Annotated in this window: 18 protein-coding genes and 1 pseudogene; 11 read left to right on the top strand and 8 right to left on the bottom strand. The window is 48.3% G+C overall.

Annotated elements, in window-relative coordinates:
- Window positions 1-50 precede the first annotated feature (50 nt).
- Window positions 51-530 carry a helix-turn-helix transcriptional regulator gene (locus tag CIK98_RS00775; protein WP_094382396.1) on the bottom strand — a complete coding sequence of 160 codons (480 nt, stop codon included), beginning with the start codon at window positions 528-530 and terminating at the stop codon, window positions 51-53.
- Window positions 531-1,308: 778 nt separating this feature from the next.
- Window positions 1,309-2,334 (bottom strand): DNA polymerase III subunit delta, encoded by a 1,026-nt coding sequence (gene holA / locus CIK98_RS00770; protein WP_094382395.1) that lies wholly within the window; start codon window positions 2,332-2,334, stop codon window positions 1,309-1,311.
- Between the two features lie 146 nt (window positions 2,335-2,480).
- Between holA and CIK98_RS00765 the strand changes: the two genes are divergently transcribed.
- The gene (locus CIK98_RS00765) at window positions 2,481-2,930 is read left to right on the top strand and encodes a type I restriction enzyme HsdR N-terminal domain-containing protein (protein WP_094382394.1); all 450 of its coding nucleotides are present in this window, start codon (window positions 2,481-2,483) and stop codon (window positions 2,928-2,930) included.
- Here the strand turns inward: CIK98_RS00765 and CIK98_RS00760 are convergent.
- Window positions 2,927-3,640: a DUF554 domain-containing protein gene (locus tag CIK98_RS00760; protein ID WP_094382393.1), complete on the bottom strand. Its 714-nt coding sequence runs from the start codon at window positions 3,638-3,640 to the stop codon at window positions 2,927-2,929. The two genes, CIK98_RS00765 and CIK98_RS00760, sit on opposite strands and share 4 nt — an antisense overlap.
- A 281-nt stretch (window positions 3,641-3,921) precedes the next feature.
- On the opposite strand from CIK98_RS00760, the gene dnaG reads away from it, so the two are divergent.
- From dnaG to CIK98_RS00740, 4 genes are all read left to right on the top strand, one after another.
- Entirely contained in the window at window positions 3,922-5,883 is a 1,962-nt protein-coding gene (gene dnaG / locus CIK98_RS00755) for a DNA primase (RefSeq protein WP_094382392.1), read from the top strand.
- A 75-nt stretch (window positions 5,884-5,958) separates the two neighbouring features.
- Window positions 5,959-6,657 (top strand): SIMPL domain-containing protein, encoded by a 699-nt coding sequence (locus tag CIK98_RS00750; protein WP_371683231.1) that lies wholly within the window; start codon window positions 5,959-5,961, stop codon window positions 6,655-6,657.
- Between the two features lie 103 nt (window positions 6,658-6,760).
- A complete protein-coding gene (locus tag CIK98_RS00745; protein WP_094382409.1) occupies window positions 6,761-7,546 on the top strand; it encodes a Nif3-like dinuclear metal center hexameric protein in 786 nt (261 codons plus the stop codon).
- Between the two features lie 60 nt (window positions 7,547-7,606).
- On the top strand, window positions 7,607-8,428 hold the full coding sequence (locus CIK98_RS00740) for a zinc ribbon domain-containing protein (RefSeq protein WP_094382390.1): 822 nt from the start codon (window positions 7,607-7,609) through the stop codon (window positions 8,426-8,428).
- 126 nt (window positions 8,429-8,554) lie between these two features.
- Here CIK98_RS00740 and menB read toward each other — a convergent pair whose 3' ends face one another.
- From menB to CIK98_RS00715, 5 genes are all read right to left on the bottom strand, one after another.
- The gene (gene menB / locus CIK98_RS00735) at window positions 8,555-9,379 is read right to left on the bottom strand and encodes a 1,4-dihydroxy-2-naphthoyl-CoA synthase (protein ID WP_094382389.1); all 825 of its coding nucleotides are present in this window, start codon (window positions 9,377-9,379) and stop codon (window positions 8,555-8,557) included.
- A gap of 179 nt (window positions 9,380-9,558) precedes the next feature.
- Entirely contained in the window at window positions 9,559-11,172 is a 1,614-nt protein-coding gene (menD, locus tag CIK98_RS00730; RefSeq protein WP_094382388.1) for a 2-succinyl-5-enolpyruvyl-6-hydroxy-3-cyclohexene-1-carboxylic-acid synthase, read from the bottom strand.
- Window positions 11,153-12,193 (bottom strand): chorismate-binding protein, encoded by a 1,041-nt coding sequence (locus CIK98_RS00725; protein WP_094382387.1) that lies wholly within the window; start codon window positions 12,191-12,193, stop codon window positions 11,153-11,155. Before CIK98_RS00725 ends, menD begins: the two co-directional genes overlap by 20 nt.
- Before the next feature lie 13 nt (window positions 12,194-12,206).
- Window positions 12,207-12,623, bottom strand: coding sequence for a PaaI family thioesterase (locus CIK98_RS00720; RefSeq protein ID WP_094382386.1), 417 nt, complete (start codon window positions 12,621-12,623; stop codon window positions 12,207-12,209).
- Window positions 12,623-13,606, bottom strand: a complete 984-nt coding sequence (locus tag CIK98_RS00715) for an ROK family protein (RefSeq protein ID WP_094382385.1) — start codon at window positions 13,604-13,606, stop codon at window positions 12,623-12,625. The genes CIK98_RS00720 and CIK98_RS00715 overlap by 1 nt, the downstream gene beginning before the upstream one ends.
- A gap of 226 nt (window positions 13,607-13,832) precedes the next feature.
- On the opposite strand from CIK98_RS00715, the gene lysS reads away from it, so the two are divergent.
- From lysS to CIK98_RS17825, 6 genes and pseudogenes are all read left to right on the top strand, one after another.
- Entirely contained in the window at window positions 13,833-15,563 is a 1,731-nt protein-coding gene (gene lysS, locus CIK98_RS00710) for a lysine--tRNA ligase (RefSeq protein WP_094382384.1), read from the top strand.
- Window positions 15,564-15,571: 8 nt separating this feature from the next.
- Window positions 15,572-16,567, top strand: coding sequence for an NAD(P)H-dependent glycerol-3-phosphate dehydrogenase (locus CIK98_RS00705; protein WP_094382383.1), 996 nt, complete (start codon window positions 15,572-15,574; stop codon window positions 16,565-16,567).
- A 71-nt stretch (window positions 16,568-16,638) separates the two neighbouring features.
- Entirely contained in the window at window positions 16,639-17,997 is a 1,359-nt protein-coding gene (locus tag CIK98_RS00700; RefSeq protein ID WP_094382382.1) for a glucose-6-phosphate isomerase, read from the top strand.
- Window position 17,998: 1 nt separating this feature from the next.
- Entirely contained in the window at window positions 17,999-19,030 is a 1,032-nt protein-coding gene (gene menC, locus CIK98_RS00695; protein WP_094382381.1) for an o-succinylbenzoate synthase, read from the top strand.
- Window positions 19,020-19,475 (top strand): annotated as a pseudogene (locus CIK98_RS18585) (AMP-binding protein); the annotation flags it as partial. The gene menC and the pseudogene CIK98_RS18585, both read left to right, overlap by 11 nt.
- Before the next feature lie 546 nt (window positions 19,476-20,021).
- Window positions 20,022-21,107 (top strand): agmatine deiminase family protein, encoded by a 1,086-nt coding sequence (locus CIK98_RS17825; protein WP_253249597.1) that lies wholly within the window; start codon window positions 20,022-20,024, stop codon window positions 21,105-21,107.
- The last annotated feature ends 294 nt before the right edge of the window (window positions 21,108-21,401 follow it).

The raw sequence follows: 21,401 nt of genomic DNA, 5'->3' as shown, positions 1-21,401 counted from the left end.
TAGCTATTTTTTTTCAGATATCATCATTTTTGGGGAAAAACTTCTTCTCTCTATCTCTTGTCGGGCACAAACGTCTCGAAAGTATAATCATCATAATACACTCTGATCTCTATCACCCGGCGTTTTACAATGTCAACACTTTTTACTTCATTTTCCTTATTTTCCAATCGTGTACGTTTTACACTATTGTTTGAGTTTACCGTCTGGTCTGCATTTTTCTCGCTTCTCGAGTGCTTCGCTTCGTCGTCGAAGTCAAACTCGAGCATCGGCTCGCTTGATGTTGGGGTAGGCGACTCCTGACTGGTGGCTGTTGCCTGATGGCTGGCATACATGTCACCAACTCCAAAGAGTAGCCATTCGACACTAATGTCGGGAATTTTTTTCTTTATCGCCTCAACAATGGTAAGGGTAGGTTTAGTCCTTCCGTTAAAGATGCTGCTGAGCGAGGCTGGCGACATCTCGATAAACTGAGCGAAGTCTTGCTGGCTCTTGTGGAGCGACTCCATAAGTTCTCTAATCCTTTCTTTCATACTTCAATCTTATGTATTATGAGGAAAATCCTCGGTTTTTCTTTCAGTTTACAAAGGTAAACATAAAATTTGGAATAACCAACAAAAGTGAGAATAATTTAGATTTTTAAACTTTTGATTTCTGATTTGATATTTAAAATATTAAAGTGGGATTTGTATAGTAGTATAGATTTACATTTACAAATCTAAAAATTCATCCCGAAATCATGTTAAAGTGTTTGTTTTAGCCATTGATTACAATTAATTGGCTTACATTCATATACTTATGTCAATATACAACTATTATGGGCCTCATTTGACACTATGAAATGAAACATATTGGAATTTCTTGCCTTTAAAATTTAATGAAAGCGTATAAATCGTTCATTTTAAATACTATATATCCAAAATCAAAACCTATGTATATTTATCGATTTAGAATTTTGTAGTTTTAATTTCTAAATTCAAACATGCTGATTTAGATATTTAAAACCTAATATTGATTTTCAATACCTAAATTACATTTATGAATTTTACGTATCTTGTATTTTGGTTTGTGTTTGTAAATTTACAAAAGAAAACGCAAATATAAGTTAACGCTAAATATCAGGCTTCTGAAAATGATGAAAAATCACGAATTTTGATTATTCCGAAGAAGGGCTCGAAAATTTCAGAATACGCGAGTTTTGAGAGGGCAAAAAATGAGTTAAGGCGCTGAAAAACATTGGTGTTAGCACAAAAAAAAGCACTCCTCTCAGAGTGCTCTTTTAGATAATTTTGGATGAAAAACGTGGCTTTTTTAATGCAAAATGAAGAAGAGAAGCTCTTTCATCAGCTCTCCTGGAGGCGTATTTGGGTTTCCTACACCCTTACTTTTGGCGTCAATCTCCCTTATCATATAAATTATCTGCATCACTTTTGTTGCAGAGAAATTTCTCATGCCTGTCATGTAGTCTTTTGCTGCCCACGGAGAACGCAGTTCCAGCCACTGCGCCAGCGACTCTGGACGGTCTTTTTGCGGACAATAATATGCCACCATCAGATTTTGGAAATAATTGAAGATCATTGGGAGAAAGCTGTAGATGCTGCCTGCCTTGGGATTGCTGTCAAAATAATTTATTATCTGATTTGCCTTGAAAACATTGCGGTTCACTATGGCGTCGCGCAGTTCGAAAGAGTTGAAGTCCTTACTCACGCCTATCTGTTTCTCCACCGTCTCTGGAGTCACTTGGCGGTTGTCGGCAGACAGACCAAGCTGCAGCTTATCCAGTTCGCCTGTCAGTCGGCTAAGGTCAGAACCTATGGAGTCGGCAATTATTTGCTGCGACTTATGGTCGATGCCTACTCCCCTCTCCCTAAGATATTTCTCGATAAACGAGGGCAGGTCGCGGTCTTTAAGTTTTTTGCTTTCAAACAACACCCCATGCTTCTCCACCATCGAGGCCAGCTTCTTCCTTCGGTCTATGGTGCCATTCTTGTGACACATCACGAGCACCGTGGTTTGGGCTGGCTTTGCAAGGTAGGCTGCTATATGGTCGGTGTTTTTCAGGTTCTGTACCTCTTTCACCACCACCACTTGTCTTTCTGCCATCATCGGGTATCGTCGTGCAGCATCTGCCACCTGACTTCCTGTCACGTCCGATCCGTACATCACCGTAAGATTGAAATCCTTGTCCTCCGGCTTAAGCGCGTTTTCGGTTATGAAGTCGGTCAACTTGTCGATGTAGTATGGCTCCTCACCCATAAGGTAATAGACAGGAGCATATTTACCGGCCCTCAAATCGCGCATTATTCCGTCGAAAGTAACATTTTTATTGTCTGCCATTTCGCTATTTGCGGTTATTTTATTAATTTTGCTGCAAATTTAGAAAAAAAAAACGAGAAAGCCATCCTGTGGCCGCATTTTGTTGACCGAAAGGGCGAAAAAACAGCCACAAAACGTGCTTACACCTTATTATATATATATAAGAAATGCAAGAATTGAATTTGCCAAGATACGAAATATCAGTAAAGCGCAACGGCGAACGCCTCACCATATTCGACTTTCTTCGCCGCCGACATGTTGCACTCACTCCCGAAGAATGGGTGAGACAACATTTTGTACACTTCCTCGTAGAACACAAGGGCTACCCGAAAGGACTTCTGGCCAACGAGGTGGAACTGTCTGTTGGCGAGAAAAACCTCAGGTGCGACAGCATTCTCTACGACCCAAGCCTTAAGCCACGCATGATTGTTGAATACAAGGCTCCTTCGGTGGTTGTCACACAGAAGGTGTTTCAGCAGATTGCCACATACAACCTCCTTCTCCACGTCGACTATCTCGTGGTGAGCAATGGTCTCACCCACTACTGCGTGAAGATGGATTATGACAATCAAAAATATTTATTTCTTGATGATATTCCGGATTATAAAAATCTCTAACAAAATATCGTCCTTAACACAAACCAAATCACAGGCACAGCCAAGGCTGGAAGAAGGTTCAGCGTCTTGCAGTCTTTTAGATTCAAAAGGGAAAGACCGCTTCCGGTTATCATCAGTCCGCCAACGATGAGCAGCTCAGCCATCAGCGCGTCGCTCACCGCCTGACTCGACAGCCTGGCCACAAGATAGAACATCCCTTGCCAGCAAAACAGGACCGGCGCGGCGAGCACCATGCCAAAGCCATAAGTGGAGGCAAACACTGCCGACGAAACAAAATCGAGCGTGGCGTTGGTGAAGAGAAAAGTGTTGTCACCCTTGAGTGCACTTATCACTGGGCCAAGCATCGACAACGGGCCGATGCAATATAGCAGCACTGCCGTCGACAACCCGTCGGCAAGGCTTCGCCCTCCCCTTTCGTCTCCATTGTTTCCCTCCCTCGTTTTCTTTCTGTCCACAAGCCTTCTGAAGCGCCCGTCGATGTCGAGTGCCGTTCCTATCACTCCGCCTATGGCTATGGCAACGATAAACAACACCGGATACTGGCTTTTGGGCAGGTTGGTGATCGTGGCGTTAAGTCCGATGGCAAGGCTGGCGAGTCCCAGTCCGTCATACAACACACGCTTGTATTTCTCCTTTATTCCCCTGTTGAGCAGTGTTCCAATCACCGTCCCTGCCACAATGGCACATGTATTTACTATTGTCCCAATCATACTTGTCACTATTTTGCAAATCTGCTGCAAAGGTAATATAAAAGATTGGATAACAGAAATACAAGACCCCAAAAAAACGCTTAATTCCAACCTATTAACCCGCTACGAGCAACTGAGTGGGCATCTTCAGTCCTCGGTCTATTGATGAAAAAGCGAAGTGACCGGGAGAAAAGAACGGAGATGAATACAAATAAATCTAAAAAAACATGGGGTTTCCTTTGAGGGAACACTATTTTCGATTACCTTTGCACGAAAAACCCAAAAGGTATATACCCAAAAGCATGATCGACAGAGCTACCATAGACAAGATAATGGACGCGACAAACATCGTGGATGTCGTGTCGGAATTTGTCACACTCAAGAAAACGGGCGTGAACTATAAGGGATTGTGCCCGTTTCACGACGACAAGACTCCGTCGTTCATCGTATCTCCGGCAAAAGGTATATGCCACTGCTTTGCATGCGGAAAGGGAGGAAATGCCGTGAACTTCCTGATGGAACACGAACAGATGGACTACCCGGGAGCTCTCAGATGGCTTGCCAACAAATATAACATCGAGATTAAAGAACGGGAACTGTCTGCCGAGGAACAACAAGCCATGAACGACCGCGAAAGCATGTTTGTCATCAATGCCTGGGCACGAGACTACTTCCAACATGTGCTTCACAACGATCCCGACGGACTGGCCGTGGGCATGCAATACTTCAGAAGCAGGGGATTCCGCGACGATATCATCAGCAAGTTCCAGTTAGGGTTCGCCTTGACAAGACGAGACTCCCTGGCTCAGAAAGCGAAGAAGGAAGGCTACAAAGAAGAATATCTCATAAAGACCGGACTGTGCTATAAAAAAGACAACGGCGAACTCGTAGACCGATTTGCCGGACGAGTCATCTTCCCGTGGATTAGCATCAGCGGCAAAGTGAACGCCTTTGGCGGACGACTGCTCGACTCGCGTACAAAGGGAGTACAGCAGAAGTATGTTAACTCGCCTGAGTCTGACATCTACCACAAAGACCATGAGCTCTACGGACTGTTCCAAGCCAAAAGGGCTATTGCTAAGGAAGACAAAGTGTATATGGTGGAAGGATATACCGACGTCATATCCATGCACCAAAACGGTATCGAAAACGTGGTGGCCAACTCCGGAACGGCTCTCAGCGTGCATCAGGTGAACCTCCTGCGACGCTTCACACAGAACATCACCCTACTCTACGACGGCGACGAGGCTGGAATACACGCCGCCTTGCGTGGCACCGACATGATGCTGCAAGGAGGCATGAACGTCAAGGTGCTGCTGCTGCCCGACGGCGACGACCCTGACAGCTTTTCAAGAAAGCACTCCACGGAGGACTTCATGAAATACGTGGAAGACCATCAGGTGGACTTCATCATCTTCAAGTCGAAACTGCTGCTCGAAGGCGTCACCGACCCGATAAAGCGTTCGGAGGCCATCAGCAGCATCATCAGAAGCGTGTCGGTGATACCCGACCCGATAAAGCGCGACACTTACATACGAGAATGCTCGCGCAACTTCCAGATGAACGAACAAACGCTCATCAACACCATGAACCGCTTCATTGGAGGCGACATTGAAAACCTGCAGAAGGAAGCCGAACGACAGCTGAGAAGGGAGGAAACGGCAAGACAGCAGACTCCACAACCCGCTGCCGGCAACACCCAAAGCGCCACAGCCCCAGCAAGAAGCTCCGAGGTGGAAAAGATGCTCATACAACTCATCATACAGCATGGAGAGGAAATAGTCTTCCGCGACGTGGAAACAGAAGACGGACAGCTGATAAACCTTACCGTAGCCCAATACATCGACTACGACTTCGCGCAAGACGACCTCCACTTCACCCTTCCTCTCTTCGACCGTATACTACACGAGGCTGCCGTACACAGCACCGATGAGTCGTTTAAGGCAGACACTTACTTCACACATCATCCCGACATAGAAGTAAACCAACTGGCATCCACACTTGCCATCGACCACTACCAGCTGAGCAAAAGCCTTCAAATGAGAGTCGACTCTACATCAATACTGCAAAAGGCAAACCATCTCATCGTCGACTTTAGAATAGACATAAAATCACGGCTCATTGCCGACATCCGAAGGAAACTCGCCGAAGCGGCAAAGGCTGCCGACAACGAAAGCGTGAAGGAACTCATGAAGGAACTCATTGACGCACAAAGACTGAGAGATACCATTGCAGCACAGGTGGGAAGGAGTTTCATAAGGTAAAAACGAGGCTTTCGGAGTTAAGGAGTTGAGCACATGAGAAACTTATACTAATTATTAAATCTTTATACTATGGACATCAACTCAAGATTCAGCCAGGCTGCCGTAATTGCAGCTGGCATCGCATTCCTCGGAATGTGCATCAAGTCGGGCATCGACGACTTCGTTAACAAAGACCGCGTAGTGACGGTAAAGGGACTGTCGGAAAAAGAAGTGGAAGCCGACAAGGTGACATGGCCTATTCCTACAAAGGAACTCGGCAACGACCTCACACAACTCTACCACAACATCAACGTGACTACCAATAAGGTGAAGACATTCCTGAAACAAAACGGAGTAAAGGACGACGAAATAAGCGTCAACGCACCTGTGGTGATTGACCTCAACGCCGACCAGTACAGCACCAACAAAGGCTATCGATACAACATCACCTCCACCATCACAGTGACATCACGCAACGTGAAACTCATAAGAAGCATCATGGCTCGACAGGGCGAACTGCTGAAACAGGGCGTGGCTGTGGTGGAAGGCAACTGGGACAACAGAACAACATACGAATATGTGTCGTTCCAGAAGATGAAACCGGAAATGATGCAGGAAGCTATCAAAAACGCAGAGACTACCGCCGAACAGTTTGCGAAAAACAGCAGCAGCAGACTCGACAAAATCACTCGTGCCGACCAAGGACAATTTTCTATCGAAGACCGCGACTCCAACACTCCTTATATAAAGAAAGTGAGAGTAGTCACCACCGTCACCTATTCGCTGAAAGATTGACGTTGGCGGTTAAAAAATCTAAAAAATACCGCACTTGTTGCACATAAACGATAAAAAATACCTATCTTTGCACTTTGAAAACAATGTATTTACATATTTCAACGTGAAGATTAAGGAAGTTATCGACGCCCTTGAAAGATTCGCGCCTCTGCCATTGCAGGAAGACTGGGACAATGCCGGCCTGCAAATCGGACTGACAGAGACGGAAGCATCAGGGGCTTTATTGTGCCTTGACGTCAACGAACATGTGGTTGACGAGGCTGTAAGAAAAGGATTTAACGTGGTCGTTGCACACCACCCGTTGCTGTTTCGCGGACTGAAACAAATATCAGATGCCGACGACGTACAGCGCACCGTGACGAAAGCCGTGAAAAACGATATCGCCATCGTTGCCATGCACACTAACATGGACAATGCCCGTGGAGGTGTGAACTTCAAAATAGCCGAAAAGCTCCAACTCGAAAATGTCGACTTCTTCGCACGAAAGAAAGTGGGCGACATAGAGGCTGGAAGCGGAGTGACTGGCTTCTTGCCTTCACCCATGCCGGCTAACGCTTTTATTAATATGGTGAAGGATACATTCGGCATTCACACTGCCCTGTGCAACCAACCGCTTCAACGCGACATCAGCAAGGTGGCCATTTGCGGCGGAGCTGGCGACTTCCTTCTGCAACAGGCAATAGCCGAGGGAGCCGACGCATTCATCACCGGCGAGATGCACTACCATCTTTATGCCGGACATGAACAGCAACTGCAAATATGCGTCATCGGTCACTACCAAAGCGAACAGTTCACTGCTGAACTCTTCCGCGACATTATCGCAAAGGATTGTCCCGGATTGAAGACTGAACTGGCCGAAACGGCACGCAACCCGATTTATTATCTTTAGGAAGTTAAGGACACTTCTGAGAGTTAAACACATGAGAAACTTAAATTATTTAAAATAGATATGGCAAGAAGAGAAAATGCAGAACTGTCGGTAGAAGAAAAGCTGAAGACTTTGTTTCAGCTACAGACATCATTGTCGGCTATCGACGAAAACAAGTCACTCAGAGGTGAACTGCCTCTGGAAGTACAAGACCTTGAAGACGAAATAGAAGGCTTGAAAATCCGTATCGAAAAGATACAAAACGAAATCGACGAGTTCCAAAAGGCTGTCAGCGACAGAAAGGCTGACATTCTCGAAGCTCAGACAAGCGTGATGCGCTACAAAAACCAGCTTGACGATGTTAAGAACAATCGCGAATATGACACTCTTAGCAAGGAAATTGAGTTCCAGACACTCGAAATCGAACTCTGCAACAAGAAAATTCGCGAGGCTCAGCAGAAAATAAAAGAGAAGATGCTGGAGAAGGAAAAAAACGTGAATGATCTCGAAGACCATGAGAACGAACTTGACCTGAAGCGCAGCGAACTCGACGACATCATTGAGGAAACCCGTGCCGAAGAAGACCGTCTGAAGATAAAGGTGAAGGAACTCGAAACCAAAATCGACCCGCGTCTACTTGCTTCCTTCAAACGTATACGCAAGAATGCGCGTAACGGACTTGGCATCGTATACGTGCAGCGCGATGCCTGCGGCGGTTGCTTCAACAAGATTCCACCACAGAGACAGCTCGACATCAAGATGCACAAAAAGGTTATCGTTTGCGAATACTGCGGCCGTATTCTCATCGATCCGGAACTTGCAGGAATAAAGACCGACAAGCCTGGAGAGGAGAAGAAAAAGACACGCAAGCGCTCTATACGCAGAAAGAAAGACGAAGAATAAATGAAGAGTGAAGAATGTTTTTAAATGAAGAGTGAAGAATGAAGAATGAAGAATGAGATAAACGCGGATAGTGCGCAGCTATTCTTCATTCTTCATTCTTCACTCTTCATTTTTTTTTCTTCATTTTTACGGCAGCTTAGGATATTTCCCGAAGTCGGGCTTTCGTTTTTCAAGGAAGGCATGACCGCCTTCTTGGGCTTCGTCGAGAAAATAGTAGAGCATGGTGCAGTCGCCTGCCAACTGCTGTATGCCAGCCTGTCCGTCGAGTTCGGCATTCAGTCCAGCCTTGATCATTCGCAATGCCAACGGGCTGCGTTCCATCATTGTCTCCGCCCATTCCACACACTCGTCCTCAAGTCTGTCGAATGGCACAACCTTGTTCACCATTCCCATGCGCTCAGCCTCCTCTGCCGAATATTGGCGGCACAAGAACCATATCTCCCTCGCTTTCTTCTGTCCAACGATGCGTGCAAGGTAGCTTGCTCCGAAACCAGCGTCAAACGAACCCACCTTTGGTCCTGTCTGACCGAAGATAGCATTGTCGGAAGCTATTGTCAGGTCGCACACCAAATGCAGCACATGGCCACCCCCGATGGCATATCCGTTCACCATCGCTATTACAGGTTTAGGCAGTCGGCGTATCTGCATCTGCACGTCAAGCACACTCAGTCGTGGCACACCGTCCTCGTCCACATATCCTCCACGTCCTTTCACATTCATATCTCCGCCAGCGCAAAACGCCTTGTCGCCAGCACCAGTAAGCAGCACGACACTTATCTGTTGCGCTTCGCGGCACCAAGCGAAAGCCTGGCTCATCTCCAATGTAGTCTTCGGTGTGAAGGCGTTGCGATAGCGTGGTCTGTTAATGGTAATCTTCGCTATTCCATTAAACTCTTCAAGAAGGATTTCTTCAAAATCCCTCACCTTTTTCCATTCTCTTTTTTCTGACATAATTATTATATAATTCTTTTTAAGTTTCCCATCTGCTCAACTCCTCAACTACCAACGTTTCCCCTTCCTTGCAATAGTCGCCTCTTTAATCTTTAAGGTTCACCTTTTAATCTTTAATTTTTAATTCTTTAATCTTTAAGGTTTACCTTTTAATCTTTAATTTTTAATTCTTTAATTTTTTAATTTTCTCCCCCTTCCACTTCCAGCACCATTGGCCTCGTCGTTTCCTCCGTCATTAGCCTTACAATGCCGAGATGCATCTCGTCTACTGTCTTTGCTGACAGATATCCAACATCGTTTTGGGTTGTTATACCACGTGCGTCGGTATTATGGACGCCTGCCACATAACGGCTGTCGCAGTTTTCAAGTCCCGACACATTGCTGAAGATGCCGCCACGATGGTCGTTAAGGATTATTATGCGCAGATTACTGCCAAGATTCTGGTTCCAAAGCGCATTCTGGTCGTAGAAGAAGCTCAAGTCGCCTGTGATGCAGAACACCATGGCGTCTGTGGCTGCCGCATGTCCCACCGCCGTCGACACACAGCCGTCGATGCCGTTCACTCCACGGTTGCAGCACACCCTGTGTCCTCTCGCATGTCGGCATGCCAATCGTATGGCGGTACTGTTAGCATAGTGTGTTTCATAGCTGTAATACATGTCTTCAAGCTGACTTTCGAAATAAGCCACTGTTGATTCTGCCGTAAGTGAATACTCGTCCACCCCTTCTTCTATGCGTTGTTTCTCTTCGTTGAAAGCATTGTCCCACCATGTCAGATAGTCGGACGCTGGTGTTGTCTTGCGTTGTGCAAGCTTGTCGGCGAGCTGGTCCAGAAGTTCGTTCGCCTTACATGCCAACACCTTGTCTACATGTCGGAAAGGACAAGAGAAATCGCCGTCGGCATTCACCCGCCACAGTTCCAGATTGTCCACCGACGCAAGCCGGTTGTTGATACTGCGGCAAACGAGCGAGTCGCCCATATACAGCACGAAGTCGGGCAAGTATTCGGTCGGCATGGTGCTTATGAATCCGTTGAAAGGCCAACATGATGGGTCGGAAAGAGGTTCAGACACTACGGGCACAACACGTCGCAAGTCCGCCATCTTGTTTATTGGCATCTGTTGCGAGGTCTGTCCTATCACTATCATCGGCTTTCTCTTCGTGTCCAGCAGTATGTCCGTCAGTTCTTCTATCACTCCATCTGGTATTACCGTTGGCCTTATTATTTCCACCTTTTTTTCAGGCAGGATGTCTATATGACTTACTTGGGGGCATTCGGAGACATTAGGCAGCGGTACGTTGATGTGTACAGGTCCCCCTTCTCCATAGGTAGCAGCCGACAAGGCCTCACAGATGAGTCGTCGGTGATATGTCATATTGTCGCCAAGGGCGTCGTTAAGTGTTACCGATTTGCGCACATAGTTGTCCATCGCCCCAGCCTGTCTCATGGTCTGCCCCACGTTTTGTCCGATGTCTTCCTGTGGTCTGTCAGCCGAAATCACCACGAGAGGCCTATGCTGGTAGTATGCCTCCACCACTGCCGGTGCCGTGTCGAGCAGTGCCGATCCTGATGTTACCACTATGGCAGTAGGTCCTTTCTCTATGCTCACTCCCAGCGCGAAGAATGCGGCGGAGCGCTCGTCGGTCACTGGATAGCACTTAAAGCTTCCGTCAGAAGCTATATTATTGACTATCATGGCATTGCGGCTTCCAGGACACAACACCACATCTGATATATTATAAGCCTTTAGAAGGGCAATAAGCAAGTTTACTTTATCGTTGTCGTAAAACATAAATCAGTTTCTTCATTGTCTTCATTTTCTCTTCCGTCTCTTCCCATTCCTGCTGTTCCACACTTTCAGTCAGTATGCCTCCTCCGGCATATAGGCGGAAGGCCTGGGGAGTGATTTTCATGCAGCGGAGCGACACATAGAGGTGTGTAAATCCGTTTATGGCCAACGGCCCCATGAATCCACTGTAGTAGCTGCGCGGATAGTGCTCGTTAGCCACTATGAAGTCGTGGGTCTCACGCTTTGGTATGCCACACACTGCCGGAGTGGGATGAAGGGCTGTCACAAGATGTCCGAGAAGGCCTGCCTTAGAGGTGGTGAAACGGAAGTCGGTGCGAAGGTGGACAAGTTGTCCGGCACGCACGGAATAAGGGCCTTCTACTGTGAAGTCTGACGTAAACTGCTCTATACATTCTGTAATATAGGAAGTGACATAAGCCTGTTCACACACATTCTTCTCTGTCCATCGCAGGTTGCCAAGCGTCATGGTGCCTGCCAGTGCCATAGTGTGCCATTGGGTTCCGTCGCCCTCAAGCAGTATCTCTGGCGTGGCCACGAGCCACGTTCCGCACACTGGTGTCGACACAAGTGCCACAAACACGCGGGGATATTCATTGCAGGCCTTGAAAAACAGGTTCTTCAGGTCTACCTCACCCTTGCGCGGCAGTTCCGTTGATCGTGCGAGCACAATTTTCTGGAAGTCGCCACACTCCAGGCGTGAATGATAGTTTGAGAAGTCGATGGCATAATCCTTGCGTTCTCTTTCTTTCACATTTGCGTCTATGTCAAGACAGCAGTCCTCTCCCGGCTCTCCTTCCGCATGAGGCACGTCGGCTGTTGTCACCTTGTCGGGACGAATAAGAATCAATGGTTCGGTGTCTGAATAAGAAAATGGCGCCACCACAAAACCGCTATGCCCGTCAAGCTCCAACGGCGACTGTAATGTCTCGGGCTGTCCGTCAAGCTGTTCTATTTCCACATACGTCTCCGCGTATGGCATTCTGTAAAAAACGAAACTCTTCATGGTACAGGAATGACTACCCTTTGTCTTTTTTTATAATATAGTTGGTGACCACGGCTTCCGACACCAAGTCACCCTCATTATCGGTTATCGCAACGTTCCATACGTGGAGCGTACGGCCTTTCTGTACTATTGTTGCCTTTGCCGTCACTGATTCCCCTATCTTGACAGCCTTTATGTGATGCCCGCTGACGTTTATCCCCACAGCCACCTCTTCTGGACAGATAGCGGCCGACCCTACTCCAGCAAGAGTCTCGGCGAGGGCGAGCGATGCGCCCCCGCTGAGATAACCGTATGGTTGGCAATTCTGTTCGCCGACGGTCATCATTGCCATACAACTGTCTGGCTCCGGTGTCGACACGAATGTCATGCCGAGACTGTCGGCGAGATTAGGCTTTTGTTCTAAAGTCTTTTTTACTCTGTCGATGTTCATTACTTGAAAAGCGAATATTCTTCCACCTCCCATGCCAAGGCACTGGCACCGAGCACATCGCGCTCACGTGAATCAAACGCCGACACTATCAACTTCACCTTTCCACGCATATTTCCAAACAGATGCTCGTTAAACGACTCAAGGGTCGGTTCCAAAAGCCATTTTCCGGCTTTGGATATTCCTCCGGTGATTATGATGGCCTGTGGGTCTACAAGCGAGGCTATCACCGACAGGCCTATACCCAAGGTATGACCGGTGCGGCGGTAGGTCTCGATGGCAAGGCGGTCGCCCTTGTTGCAGCATTCGGCAATGTTCTTTGGGGTCAGCTTGTCGTAAACGGTCATAAGGCTCGACTCAGAGCTGTTTTCTTCCAACAGCTCTCGTGCGGTCCTTACGATTCCCTTTTCTGCACAGTATGCCTCAAGACATCCCTTCAGTCCGCATCCGCACTCGCGTCCGTCATTCACAGCACATGAATGTCCGAACTCGCCTCCATAGCCATGGGCTCCTAAGGTGACCTTGTTGCGTGAGAACACGGCTGTACCAAGGCCGTGCCCAAGTGTGACTAGCACAAAGTCACGCATTCCGTGAGCACTTCCGTATACATGCTCTCCAAGGGCCATCACATGGCTGTCGTTGCCTAATGCCACGGCTATGCCGAGTCGGTCGCGCAACATGGCTGCCATTGGTATCACGCCCTTCCACGGCATGTTCGGCGAGTTTTCTATACATCCTGTCTTGAAGTTGCCGCTTGGCGCACTGATGCCCACCGAGCGTATCTGCATGAATCCGCCATTTTCCTCTGCCAACATCACTATTCGCTCTGCCAGCGTGGATATATAATTGCTTATGTTTGGGTATTCCTCCGTAGGAAACGAAGTCTTGGCAATAATGTTGCCACGAATGTCAACCACTGCCAATGTTGTCTGTTCTAGACTGATGTCTACACCGACTACCCTATCTTTCATTGTTTCTAATTCCATGTTTCGATTTCGTTTTATTTGGTAGCAAGTACAAAAGTAGTAAAAATATGATAAACATCCAACAAAAATGGCTATCTATATGCCAAGTTTAGCAGTTTTTAACCATTTTAGGACCATTTGCACAACGAAAAACGAGAAATAAATGAAAAAATGAGGCTCTTTTCGAATTTATTTTGTAAATTTGCAGCACAAAATGGAATAGTATATATATATACAGTTATTTAATATGAACGTTTTAGAACTTAGCGAACAGGAAATTGGCAGACGCCAGAGTCTGCAGGAACTGCGAGAAATGGGCATCGACCCATACCCAGCCGCCGAATACCCTACAAACGCGTTTTCGGCTGACATTAAGGAAAACTTCAACGATGACGACGAGCCGAGACAGGTTTGTATCGCTGGAAGAATGATGAGCCGACGCGTCATGGGTAAAGCTAGCTTTGTCGAGCTGCAAGACTCAAAGGGACGCATTCAGGTATACATCACGCGCGACGATATCTGCCCCGACGATGACAAGGACTTATATAATAAGGTGTTCAAACGACTGCTTGACATCGGAGACTTCATTGGTATAAAGGGATTTGTCTTCCGTACTCAAACCGGTGAGGTGTCGGTTCATGCCCAAGAGCTGTCTCTGCTCTCGAAAAGCCTCAAGCCGCTGCCTATCGTGAAATACAAGGACGGAGTGGCTTACGACAAGTTTGAGGATCCGGAACTCCGATACAGACAGAGATATGTTGACCTCGTGGTAAACGATGGCGTGAAAGATACATTCCTGCAGCGTGCAACCGTGCTGCGCACCATTCGCCGAGTGCTCGACGAAGCTGGCTATACTGAAGTGGAGACCCCTACCCTTCAGAGCATTGCCGGTGGCGCTTCGGCACGACCGTTCATCACTCATTTCAATGCACTCAATGTCGACATGTACATGCGCATAGCCACTGAGCTTTATCTCAAACGTCTCATCGTGGGTGGCTTTGAGGGTGTATACGAAATTGGTAAGAACTTCCGTAATGAGGGTATGGACCGCAACCACAACCCGGAGTTCACATGTATGGAGCTCTACGTGCAATATAAGGACTACAACTGGATGATGGCATTCACCGAAAAGCTGCTTGAGACGGTTTGTATTGCTGTCAACGGCAAGCCTGAGCGTGAAATCGACGGACAGGTCATCAGCTTCAAGGCTCCTTACCGTCGTCTGCCGATACTCGACGCCATCAAGGAAAAGACGGGATTCGACTGCAACGGAAAGAGCGAAGACGAGATTCGCGCGTTCTGTAAGGAAAAGGGAATGGACATCGACGACACTATGGGCAAGGGAAAACTCATCGACGAACTCTTCGGCGAGTTCTGCGAGGGCACATTCATTCAGCCTACCTTCATCACCGACTATCCCGTGGAAATGTCGCCGCTAACAAAGATGCACCGCTCTAAGCCAGGTCTCACCGAGCGCTTCGAACTCATGGTTAATGGTAAGGAACTTGCCAACGCCTACTCTGAGCTCAACGACCCCATCGACCAGGAAGAGCGTTTCATCGACCAGATGAAACTTGCCGACAAGGGCGACGACGAGGCTATGATCATCGACCAAGACTTCCTGCGTGCCCTTCAGTATGGCATGCCTCCTACCAGTGGCATCGGCATCGGCATCGACCGTCTCGTAATGCTCATGACCGGCAAGACCTATATCCAGGAAGTGCTTTTCTTCCCGCAGATGAAACCTGAGAAGAAGGCTCCAAGAAGCTCTGTTGCCGAATGGGGTGAGATTGGTGTGGAAGAAAAATGGGTTCCTGTGTTCAACAAGGCGGGATATTATCTCGTCAGCGACATTCGCGATGTGAAGGCACAGAAACTGCAACAAGACGTTTGCGGAGTAAACAAGAAGTTCAAACTCGGATACGACAATCCGAAAGTGGAAGAGTTTGCGGCTTGGATTGAGGAAGCGAATAAATAAGGTAAAAAATGTTCGATTGCGGCAAAATAGCTATCATCGGAGGAGGAAGCTGGGCTACGGCCATTGCGAAAATTGTGGTGGGACATACTCACCACATAGGCTGGTATATGCGAAGGGACGACCGCATCGAGGAATTCAGGAGACTGAGCCACAACCCTGCCTACCTCACCAGCGTTCACTTCAATGTAGACGAGATCGCTTTCTCAAGCGATATCAACTACATCGTGGAACAATACGACACATTGGTTTTCGTCACTCCTTCGCCTTACATCAAAAACCACCTGAAAAAACTCAAGACGCGCATAAAGGACAAGTTTGTCATCACTGCCATAAAGGGTATTGTGCCCGACGAAAACCTCGTGTGCTCGGAGTTCTTCCATCAGGTGTACGACGTGCCTTACGAGAATCTTGCATGCCTCGGTGGTCCGTCGCATGCTGAGGAGGTGGCTCTCGAACGTCTCTCATACCTCACCGTGGGATGCTCCGACCGTGAGAAGGCGCAGGCTTTTGCCGATGTGCTCAACAGCGAGTATATAAAGACGAAAACCAGCAGCGACGTCATCGGCATCGAGTATGCCTCGGTGCTCAAAAACGTTTATGCCATTGCTGCTGGCATCTGCAGCGGACTGAAGTTCGGCGACAACTTCCAGGCGGTGCTCATGTCAAACGCCGTGCAGGAAATGTCTCGTTTCCTCACTGCCATCAACCCCATCGAGCGTAGTGTATACGACTCGGTGTATCTCGGCGACTTGCTCGTAACAGGATACAGCAACTTTTCACGCAACCGTACATTCGGATCCATGATTGGAAAAGGATACTCGGTGAAGAGTGCACAAATCGAGATGGAGATGATTGCCGAAGGTTTTTTCGGCACTAAGTGCATGAAGGAGATCAATCGTCACCTACATGTCAACATGCCCATCCTCGACGCCGTATACAACATTCTCTACGAACGGATTAGCCCGCAGATCGAAATAAAACTGCTGACGGACTCGTTCAGATAGAAGGAAGAAGTAGAGTCCTTAACTCCTTAACTCCTTTTAAAAAAAAACGGTTTAATTAATTCAATGGAATTATGAAAAATATAACACTTGACATCACAAAGGCTGCTCAGTTTCTTGAAGCTGGAGCAGTAGAGGCATACGAGCCTCAGGTAAAGGCCGCTCAGGAGGCCCTTGAAAACGGCACATGCCCAGGTAACGATTTTCTTGGCTGGCTGCATCTGCCTTCATCTATTTCCGCTGATTTCATCAAGCAACTGAAAGACTGCGCTGAAGTGCTACGCCAAAACTGCGACGTTGTGGTTGTTGCGGGCATCGGAGGTAGCTATCTCGGTGCTCGTGCCGTCATTGAGGCTCTCGGCAACTCGTTCGCTTGGCTCATTGGCGACAAGACTAACCCTACTATCCTCTTTGCAGGCAACAATATCGGCGAGGACTATCTCGCTGAGATGACAGAATACCTGAAAGACAAGCGTTTCGGCGTTATCAATATCTCTAAGTCTGGTACCACCACCGAGACTGCTCTCACCTTCCGCCTGCTCAAAAAGCAGTGCGAGGCTCAGCGTGGAAAGGAAGAGGCTAAGAAGGTGATCGTGGCTATCACAGACGCAAAGAAGGGTGCTGCACGCACTTGCGCCGACAAGGAAGGATACACCTCTTTCATCATTCCCGACAACGTGGGTGGACGCTTCTCTGTGCTCACTCCAGTAGGACTGCTGCCTATAGCTTGCGCTGGTTTCGACATCGAGAAACTCGTGGCTGGTGCACAAGACATGGAGAAGGCTTGCGGAGTGGATGTGCCTTTCGCTGAAAATATTGCAGCCCAGTATGCTGCCGTTCGTAACGGACTATACGCACAGGCTGGAAAGAAAATCGAAATCATGGTCAACTACCAGCCTAAACTCCACTTCATGAGCGAATGGTGGAAGCAGCTCTACGGCGAAAGCGAGGGTAAGGACGGAAAGGGTATCTTCCCTGCTTCTTGCGACTTCACTACCGACCTACACTCCATGGGACAGTGGATTCAGGAAGGCGAACGCACCATCTTCGAGACTGTCATCAGCATCGAACAGCCTAACAAGAAAATGCTCTTCCCTGAAGATGAGGAAAACCTCGACGGACTGAACTTCCTCGCTGGTAAGCGTGTCGACGATGTAAACAAAATGGCTGAACTCGGTACTCGACTGGCTCACGTCGACGGTGGTGTGCCTAACATCCGCATCAGCGTGCCTGAACTCAACGAGTACTACCTCGGACAACTCATCTACTTCTTCGAGATTGGATGCGGCATCAGCGGCAACGTGCTCGGTGTAAACCCATTCAACCAGCCTGGCGTAGAGGCATACAAGAAAAATATGTTCGCACTGCTCGACAAACCTGGCTACGAGGCTGAAAGCAAAGCCATTAAGGAGCGTCTGGCTGCAGAAAAATAATATGTATCACATAAATATTTATCAAAGAACATTCCATTTCCAGCATCCGGCTGGCACTTCGCGTGGCATCTACACCGAGCGAAAGTCATGGATGCTGGAAATGACTGACGACAACCTCCCCGGACAAAAGGGCATAGGCGAGTGTGCTCCTCTGCCTGATCTTAGTTGCGACGACCTGCCCGACTACGAAAAGACTCTAAGGGCCGTGTGCGACCGCTTCGAACAGGAGGGCTCTATCAATTATCCGATGATGCGCCCCTACCCTTCCATGCTCTTCGGACTCGAAACGGCATTGCTCAACCTACAGAACGGAAGCGACATCCTTTTCGACAACGACTTCAGCCGGGGACGAAAGGGAATCACCATCAACGGACTGATATGGATGGGCGACTACGACACTATGCTCAAACGAATAGAGGAAAAACTGCAACAGGGCTTCCACTGCATAAAACTGAAAATTGGGGCCATTGAGTTTGATAAGGAACTCGACATGGTGAAACGCATTCGCGAACGCTTCTCACGCTCGGAGGTGGAACTCAGAGTGGATGCCAACGGCGCCTTCTGCTTTGAGGAGGCTCTATATAAACTGGAACTGCTGTCGCAGTATGCCATCCACTCCATCGAACAACCCATCAAACAAAACCAATGGGGATATATGGCTGAGCTCTGCCGCGAATCGCCTCTGCCCATCGCACTCGACGAGGAACTCATAGGCATCAACATACCGGAAATGAAAGCCCACGTGCTCAACATCATCAAACCGGCTTATATCGTGCTCAAACCTTCTCTCCACGGCGGTATGAAAGGCGTGAGGGAATGGGTGGACATCGCAAGACAACAGGGCATACGCTCATGGATAACAAGCGCTCTGGAAAGCAACGTGGGGCTTAATGCCGTCGCTCAGCTCGCTGCCGACATCTACGGCTCTTCTGACATCATGCCACAGGGACTCGGCACCGGACAACTCTTCACCGACAATATTCCTATGCCTTTGGAAGTCAGAGGTGAACAATTATGGAGAAATGAACATTGAGGATTTCATAAACGACTGGAACTCGACATCGCCCACCATCGAGGTGAAAACAAGCGGATCAACGGGACTTCCCAAAACCATCCGTGTGGAGAAGTCGCGAATGATGGCTTCCGCACAAAACACTTGCCGTTTCCTCCATCTTCGAGAGGGAGACACGGCTCTCTTGTGCATGCCACTCGACTTCATTGCGGGTAAGATGATGGTGGTCAGGGCTCTGACCTGCGGGCTGAAGCTCATCAATGTGCCACCGTCAAGCCATCCCCTGAAAAACATCGACAAGGCTCCCGACTTCGCGGCAATGGTTCCACTACAGGTCTATAACTCGCTCTCCACAACCCACGAGACGGACATCCTCAAACATATCAGGCACCTCATCATCGGTGGAGGTGCCATCGACACATCGCTTGAAAACAAACTAAAAGAGTTTCCACATGCCGTATGGAGTACCTATGGCATGACGGAAACTCTCTCTCATATCGCGCTCAGGAGAATTAACGGCCCTGATGCCTCTTCTTGGTATACTCCGTTCGACAACGTTAGCATCTGTCTCAACCACGAGGGATGCCTCGTGATCGATGCACCAGAGGTGTGTCCACAGCGACTCACTACAAACGACATCGCTGTAATCGACTCCGACGGACGCAGGTTTCAAATCGTTGGCAGAAAAGACAACGTCGTATGCAGCGGTGGCCTGAAAATTCATATCGAAGAGGTGGAGGCTAAACTGAAAGACTTCGTCAGCGTGCCTTTCCTCATTACAAAAACTGCCGACAGACGGCTCGGACAGGCAGTCACTATGCTGTATGAGGGTGACAGCTCGACGGCTTCCTTACTGGAAGAGACTTGCCGAAAGACTCTGCCTCGACACTGGGTGCCTCGACACTTCCTCGCCGTAACCCGACTGCCATTCACAGCCACCGGAAAACCTGCAAGGGCTGAGGCGGAACAAATGGCAAACCAATTGACAAACAACAAAACATTACAACCTTATATGGAAATAAACACCATCTCGTCCGACAATTTGTCCGACAAACTACGACTGCCAGCCGAATGGGAAAGACAAAAGGCGGTGCAACTGACATGGCCTCATGCCGACACCGACTGGAAAGACACTCTCGACGACATCACAAAGACATACGTCGAGATGGCAGTGGAAATAGCAAAAAGAGAAAAACTCATCGTTGTCACTCCTCATCCAGACGAGGTGAGGGCTATCATCGAAGATGAGTTCAAGAAAAGGGAACTGGGCGAAAAGGCTTACGAAAACCTCAGGATTGTGAAGATTGACTCTGACGACACTTGGGCTCGAGACCACGGATTCATCTCTCTCACCGGTGACGGACAAACGGAACTGCTCGACTTCAAGTTCAACGGCTGGGGAGGGAAGTTTGAGGCGGAAAAAGACAACCTCATCAACAGGCAACTTCACAAAAAGGGTATTATACGGGGCAACTACCGTGACTGCAACGACTTCGTGCTTGAGGGCGGTTCGATAGAAAGCGACGGCGACGGAACCATATTCACTACATCGGGATGCCTGCTCGCACCTGGACGCAACCAGCCCATGACACAAGACGAGATAGAACAGACACTGCTACAACGACTGCATGCCAAACGAATACAATGGATTGACTACGGCAACCTCATTGGCGACGACACCGACGGACACATCGACACTCTCGTGCGTATAGCTCCAGCCGACACACTGCTATATGTGGGCTGCGACGACGAAAACGACCCGCAGTATGCGGAACTGAAGAAGATGGAGGAGCAGCTGCGCACCTTCACCACCAGGACTGGACGCTGCTACCGACTGCTACGTCTGCCCATGCCCCGACCCATCTATCGCGACGGCGAGCGTCTGCCTGCCACCTACGCCAACTTCCTAGTAATCAACGATGCCGTGCTCTACCCTACCTACGGACAGCCCGACCTCGACGACGAAGCCGCCCAAACCATCTCCGACGCCTTCCCCGACCGCGACATCATTGGCATCGACTGCCAAAGCGTCATCGTCCAGCACGGCTCCCTCCACTGCTGCACAATGCAATTTCCGAAGGAAATAAAAAAGACATAGACATTCTTCATTTAAAAACTCAAGTTTCGGAAGTAATTTTGAACCACAGAGTTTAAGAGATTAAGAGTATTTATATTAGGAAAGAGACTGAATGCCAAGGCATTTAGAGATCATAGAGGGCTGCGCATGATTTCATCTGCCCGAAGGCTCTGTGTTCTCCGTCGCTTGCGACCTACTCTATATAAACAAAAATCTCTTTTCCTCTTTATCTCTGTGGTTTAAATAAACCCCTTATACATTGGGAATTATCACTTCAGAAAGTTGAGTTAAAAACATTCTTCATTCTTCACTCTT

The organism is Prevotella sp. P2-180 (assembly GCF_002251435.1).
Classification (GTDB): Bacteria; Bacteroidota; Bacteroidia; order Bacteroidales; family Bacteroidaceae; genus Prevotella.
The sequence above is the reverse complement of the archived record's forward strand: the minus strand, read 5'-3'. Positions and strand labels throughout refer to the sequence as shown.

Bases quoted from the DNA above. Each gene is read 5' to 3' on its own strand.
- dnaG (WP_094382392.1), top strand. From the start codon at position 3,922: ATGATCGACAGAGCTACCATAGACAAGATAATGGACGCGACAAACATC.
- CIK98_RS00740 (WP_094382390.1), top strand. From the start codon at position 7,607: ATGGCAAGAAGAGAAAATGCAGAACTGTCGGTAGAAGAAAAGCTGAAG.
- CIK98_RS00700 (WP_094382382.1), top strand. From the start codon at position 16,639: ATGAAAAATATAACACTTGACATCACAAAGGCTGCTCAGTTTCTTGAA.
- menB (WP_094382389.1), bottom strand. From the start codon at position 9,379: ATGTCAGAAAAAAGAGAATGGAAAAAGGTGAGGGATTTTGAAGAAATC.
- CIK98_RS00725 (WP_094382387.1), bottom strand. From the start codon at position 12,193: ATGAAGAGTTTCGTTTTTTACAGAATGCCATACGCGGAGACGTATGTG.
- holA (WP_094382395.1), bottom strand. From the start codon at position 2,334: ATGGCAGACAATAAAAATGTTACTTTCGACGGAATAATGCGCGATTTG.
- CIK98_RS00765 (WP_094382394.1), top strand. From the start codon at position 2,481: ATGCAAGAATTGAATTTGCCAAGATACGAAATATCAGTAAAGCGCAAC.
- CIK98_RS00715 (WP_094382385.1), bottom strand. From the start codon at position 13,606: ATGGAATTAGAAACAATGAAAGATAGGGTAGTCGGTGTAGACATCAGT.
- CIK98_RS00760 (WP_094382393.1), bottom strand. From the start codon at position 3,640: ATGATTGGGACAATAGTAAATACATGTGCCATTGTGGCAGGGACGGTG.
- CIK98_RS00775 (WP_094382396.1), bottom strand. From the start codon at position 530: ATGAAAGAAAGGATTAGAGAACTTATGGAGTCGCTCCACAAGAGCCAG.
- CIK98_RS00720 (WP_094382386.1), bottom strand. From the start codon at position 12,623: ATGAACATCGACAGAGTAAAAAAGACTTTAGAACAAAAGCCTAATCTC.
- lysS (WP_094382384.1), top strand. From the start codon at position 13,833: ATGAACGTTTTAGAACTTAGCGAACAGGAAATTGGCAGACGCCAGAGT.
- menC (WP_094382381.1), top strand. From the start codon at position 17,999: ATGTATCACATAAATATTTATCAAAGAACATTCCATTTCCAGCATCCG.
- CIK98_RS00705 (WP_094382383.1), top strand. From the start codon at position 15,572: ATGTTCGATTGCGGCAAAATAGCTATCATCGGAGGAGGAAGCTGGGCT.
- menD (WP_094382388.1), bottom strand. From the start codon at position 11,172: ATGTTTTACGACAACGATAAAGTAAACTTGCTTATTGCCCTTCTAAAG.
- CIK98_RS17825 (WP_253249597.1), top strand. From the start codon at position 20,022: ATGGAAATAAACACCATCTCGTCCGACAATTTGTCCGACAAACTACGA.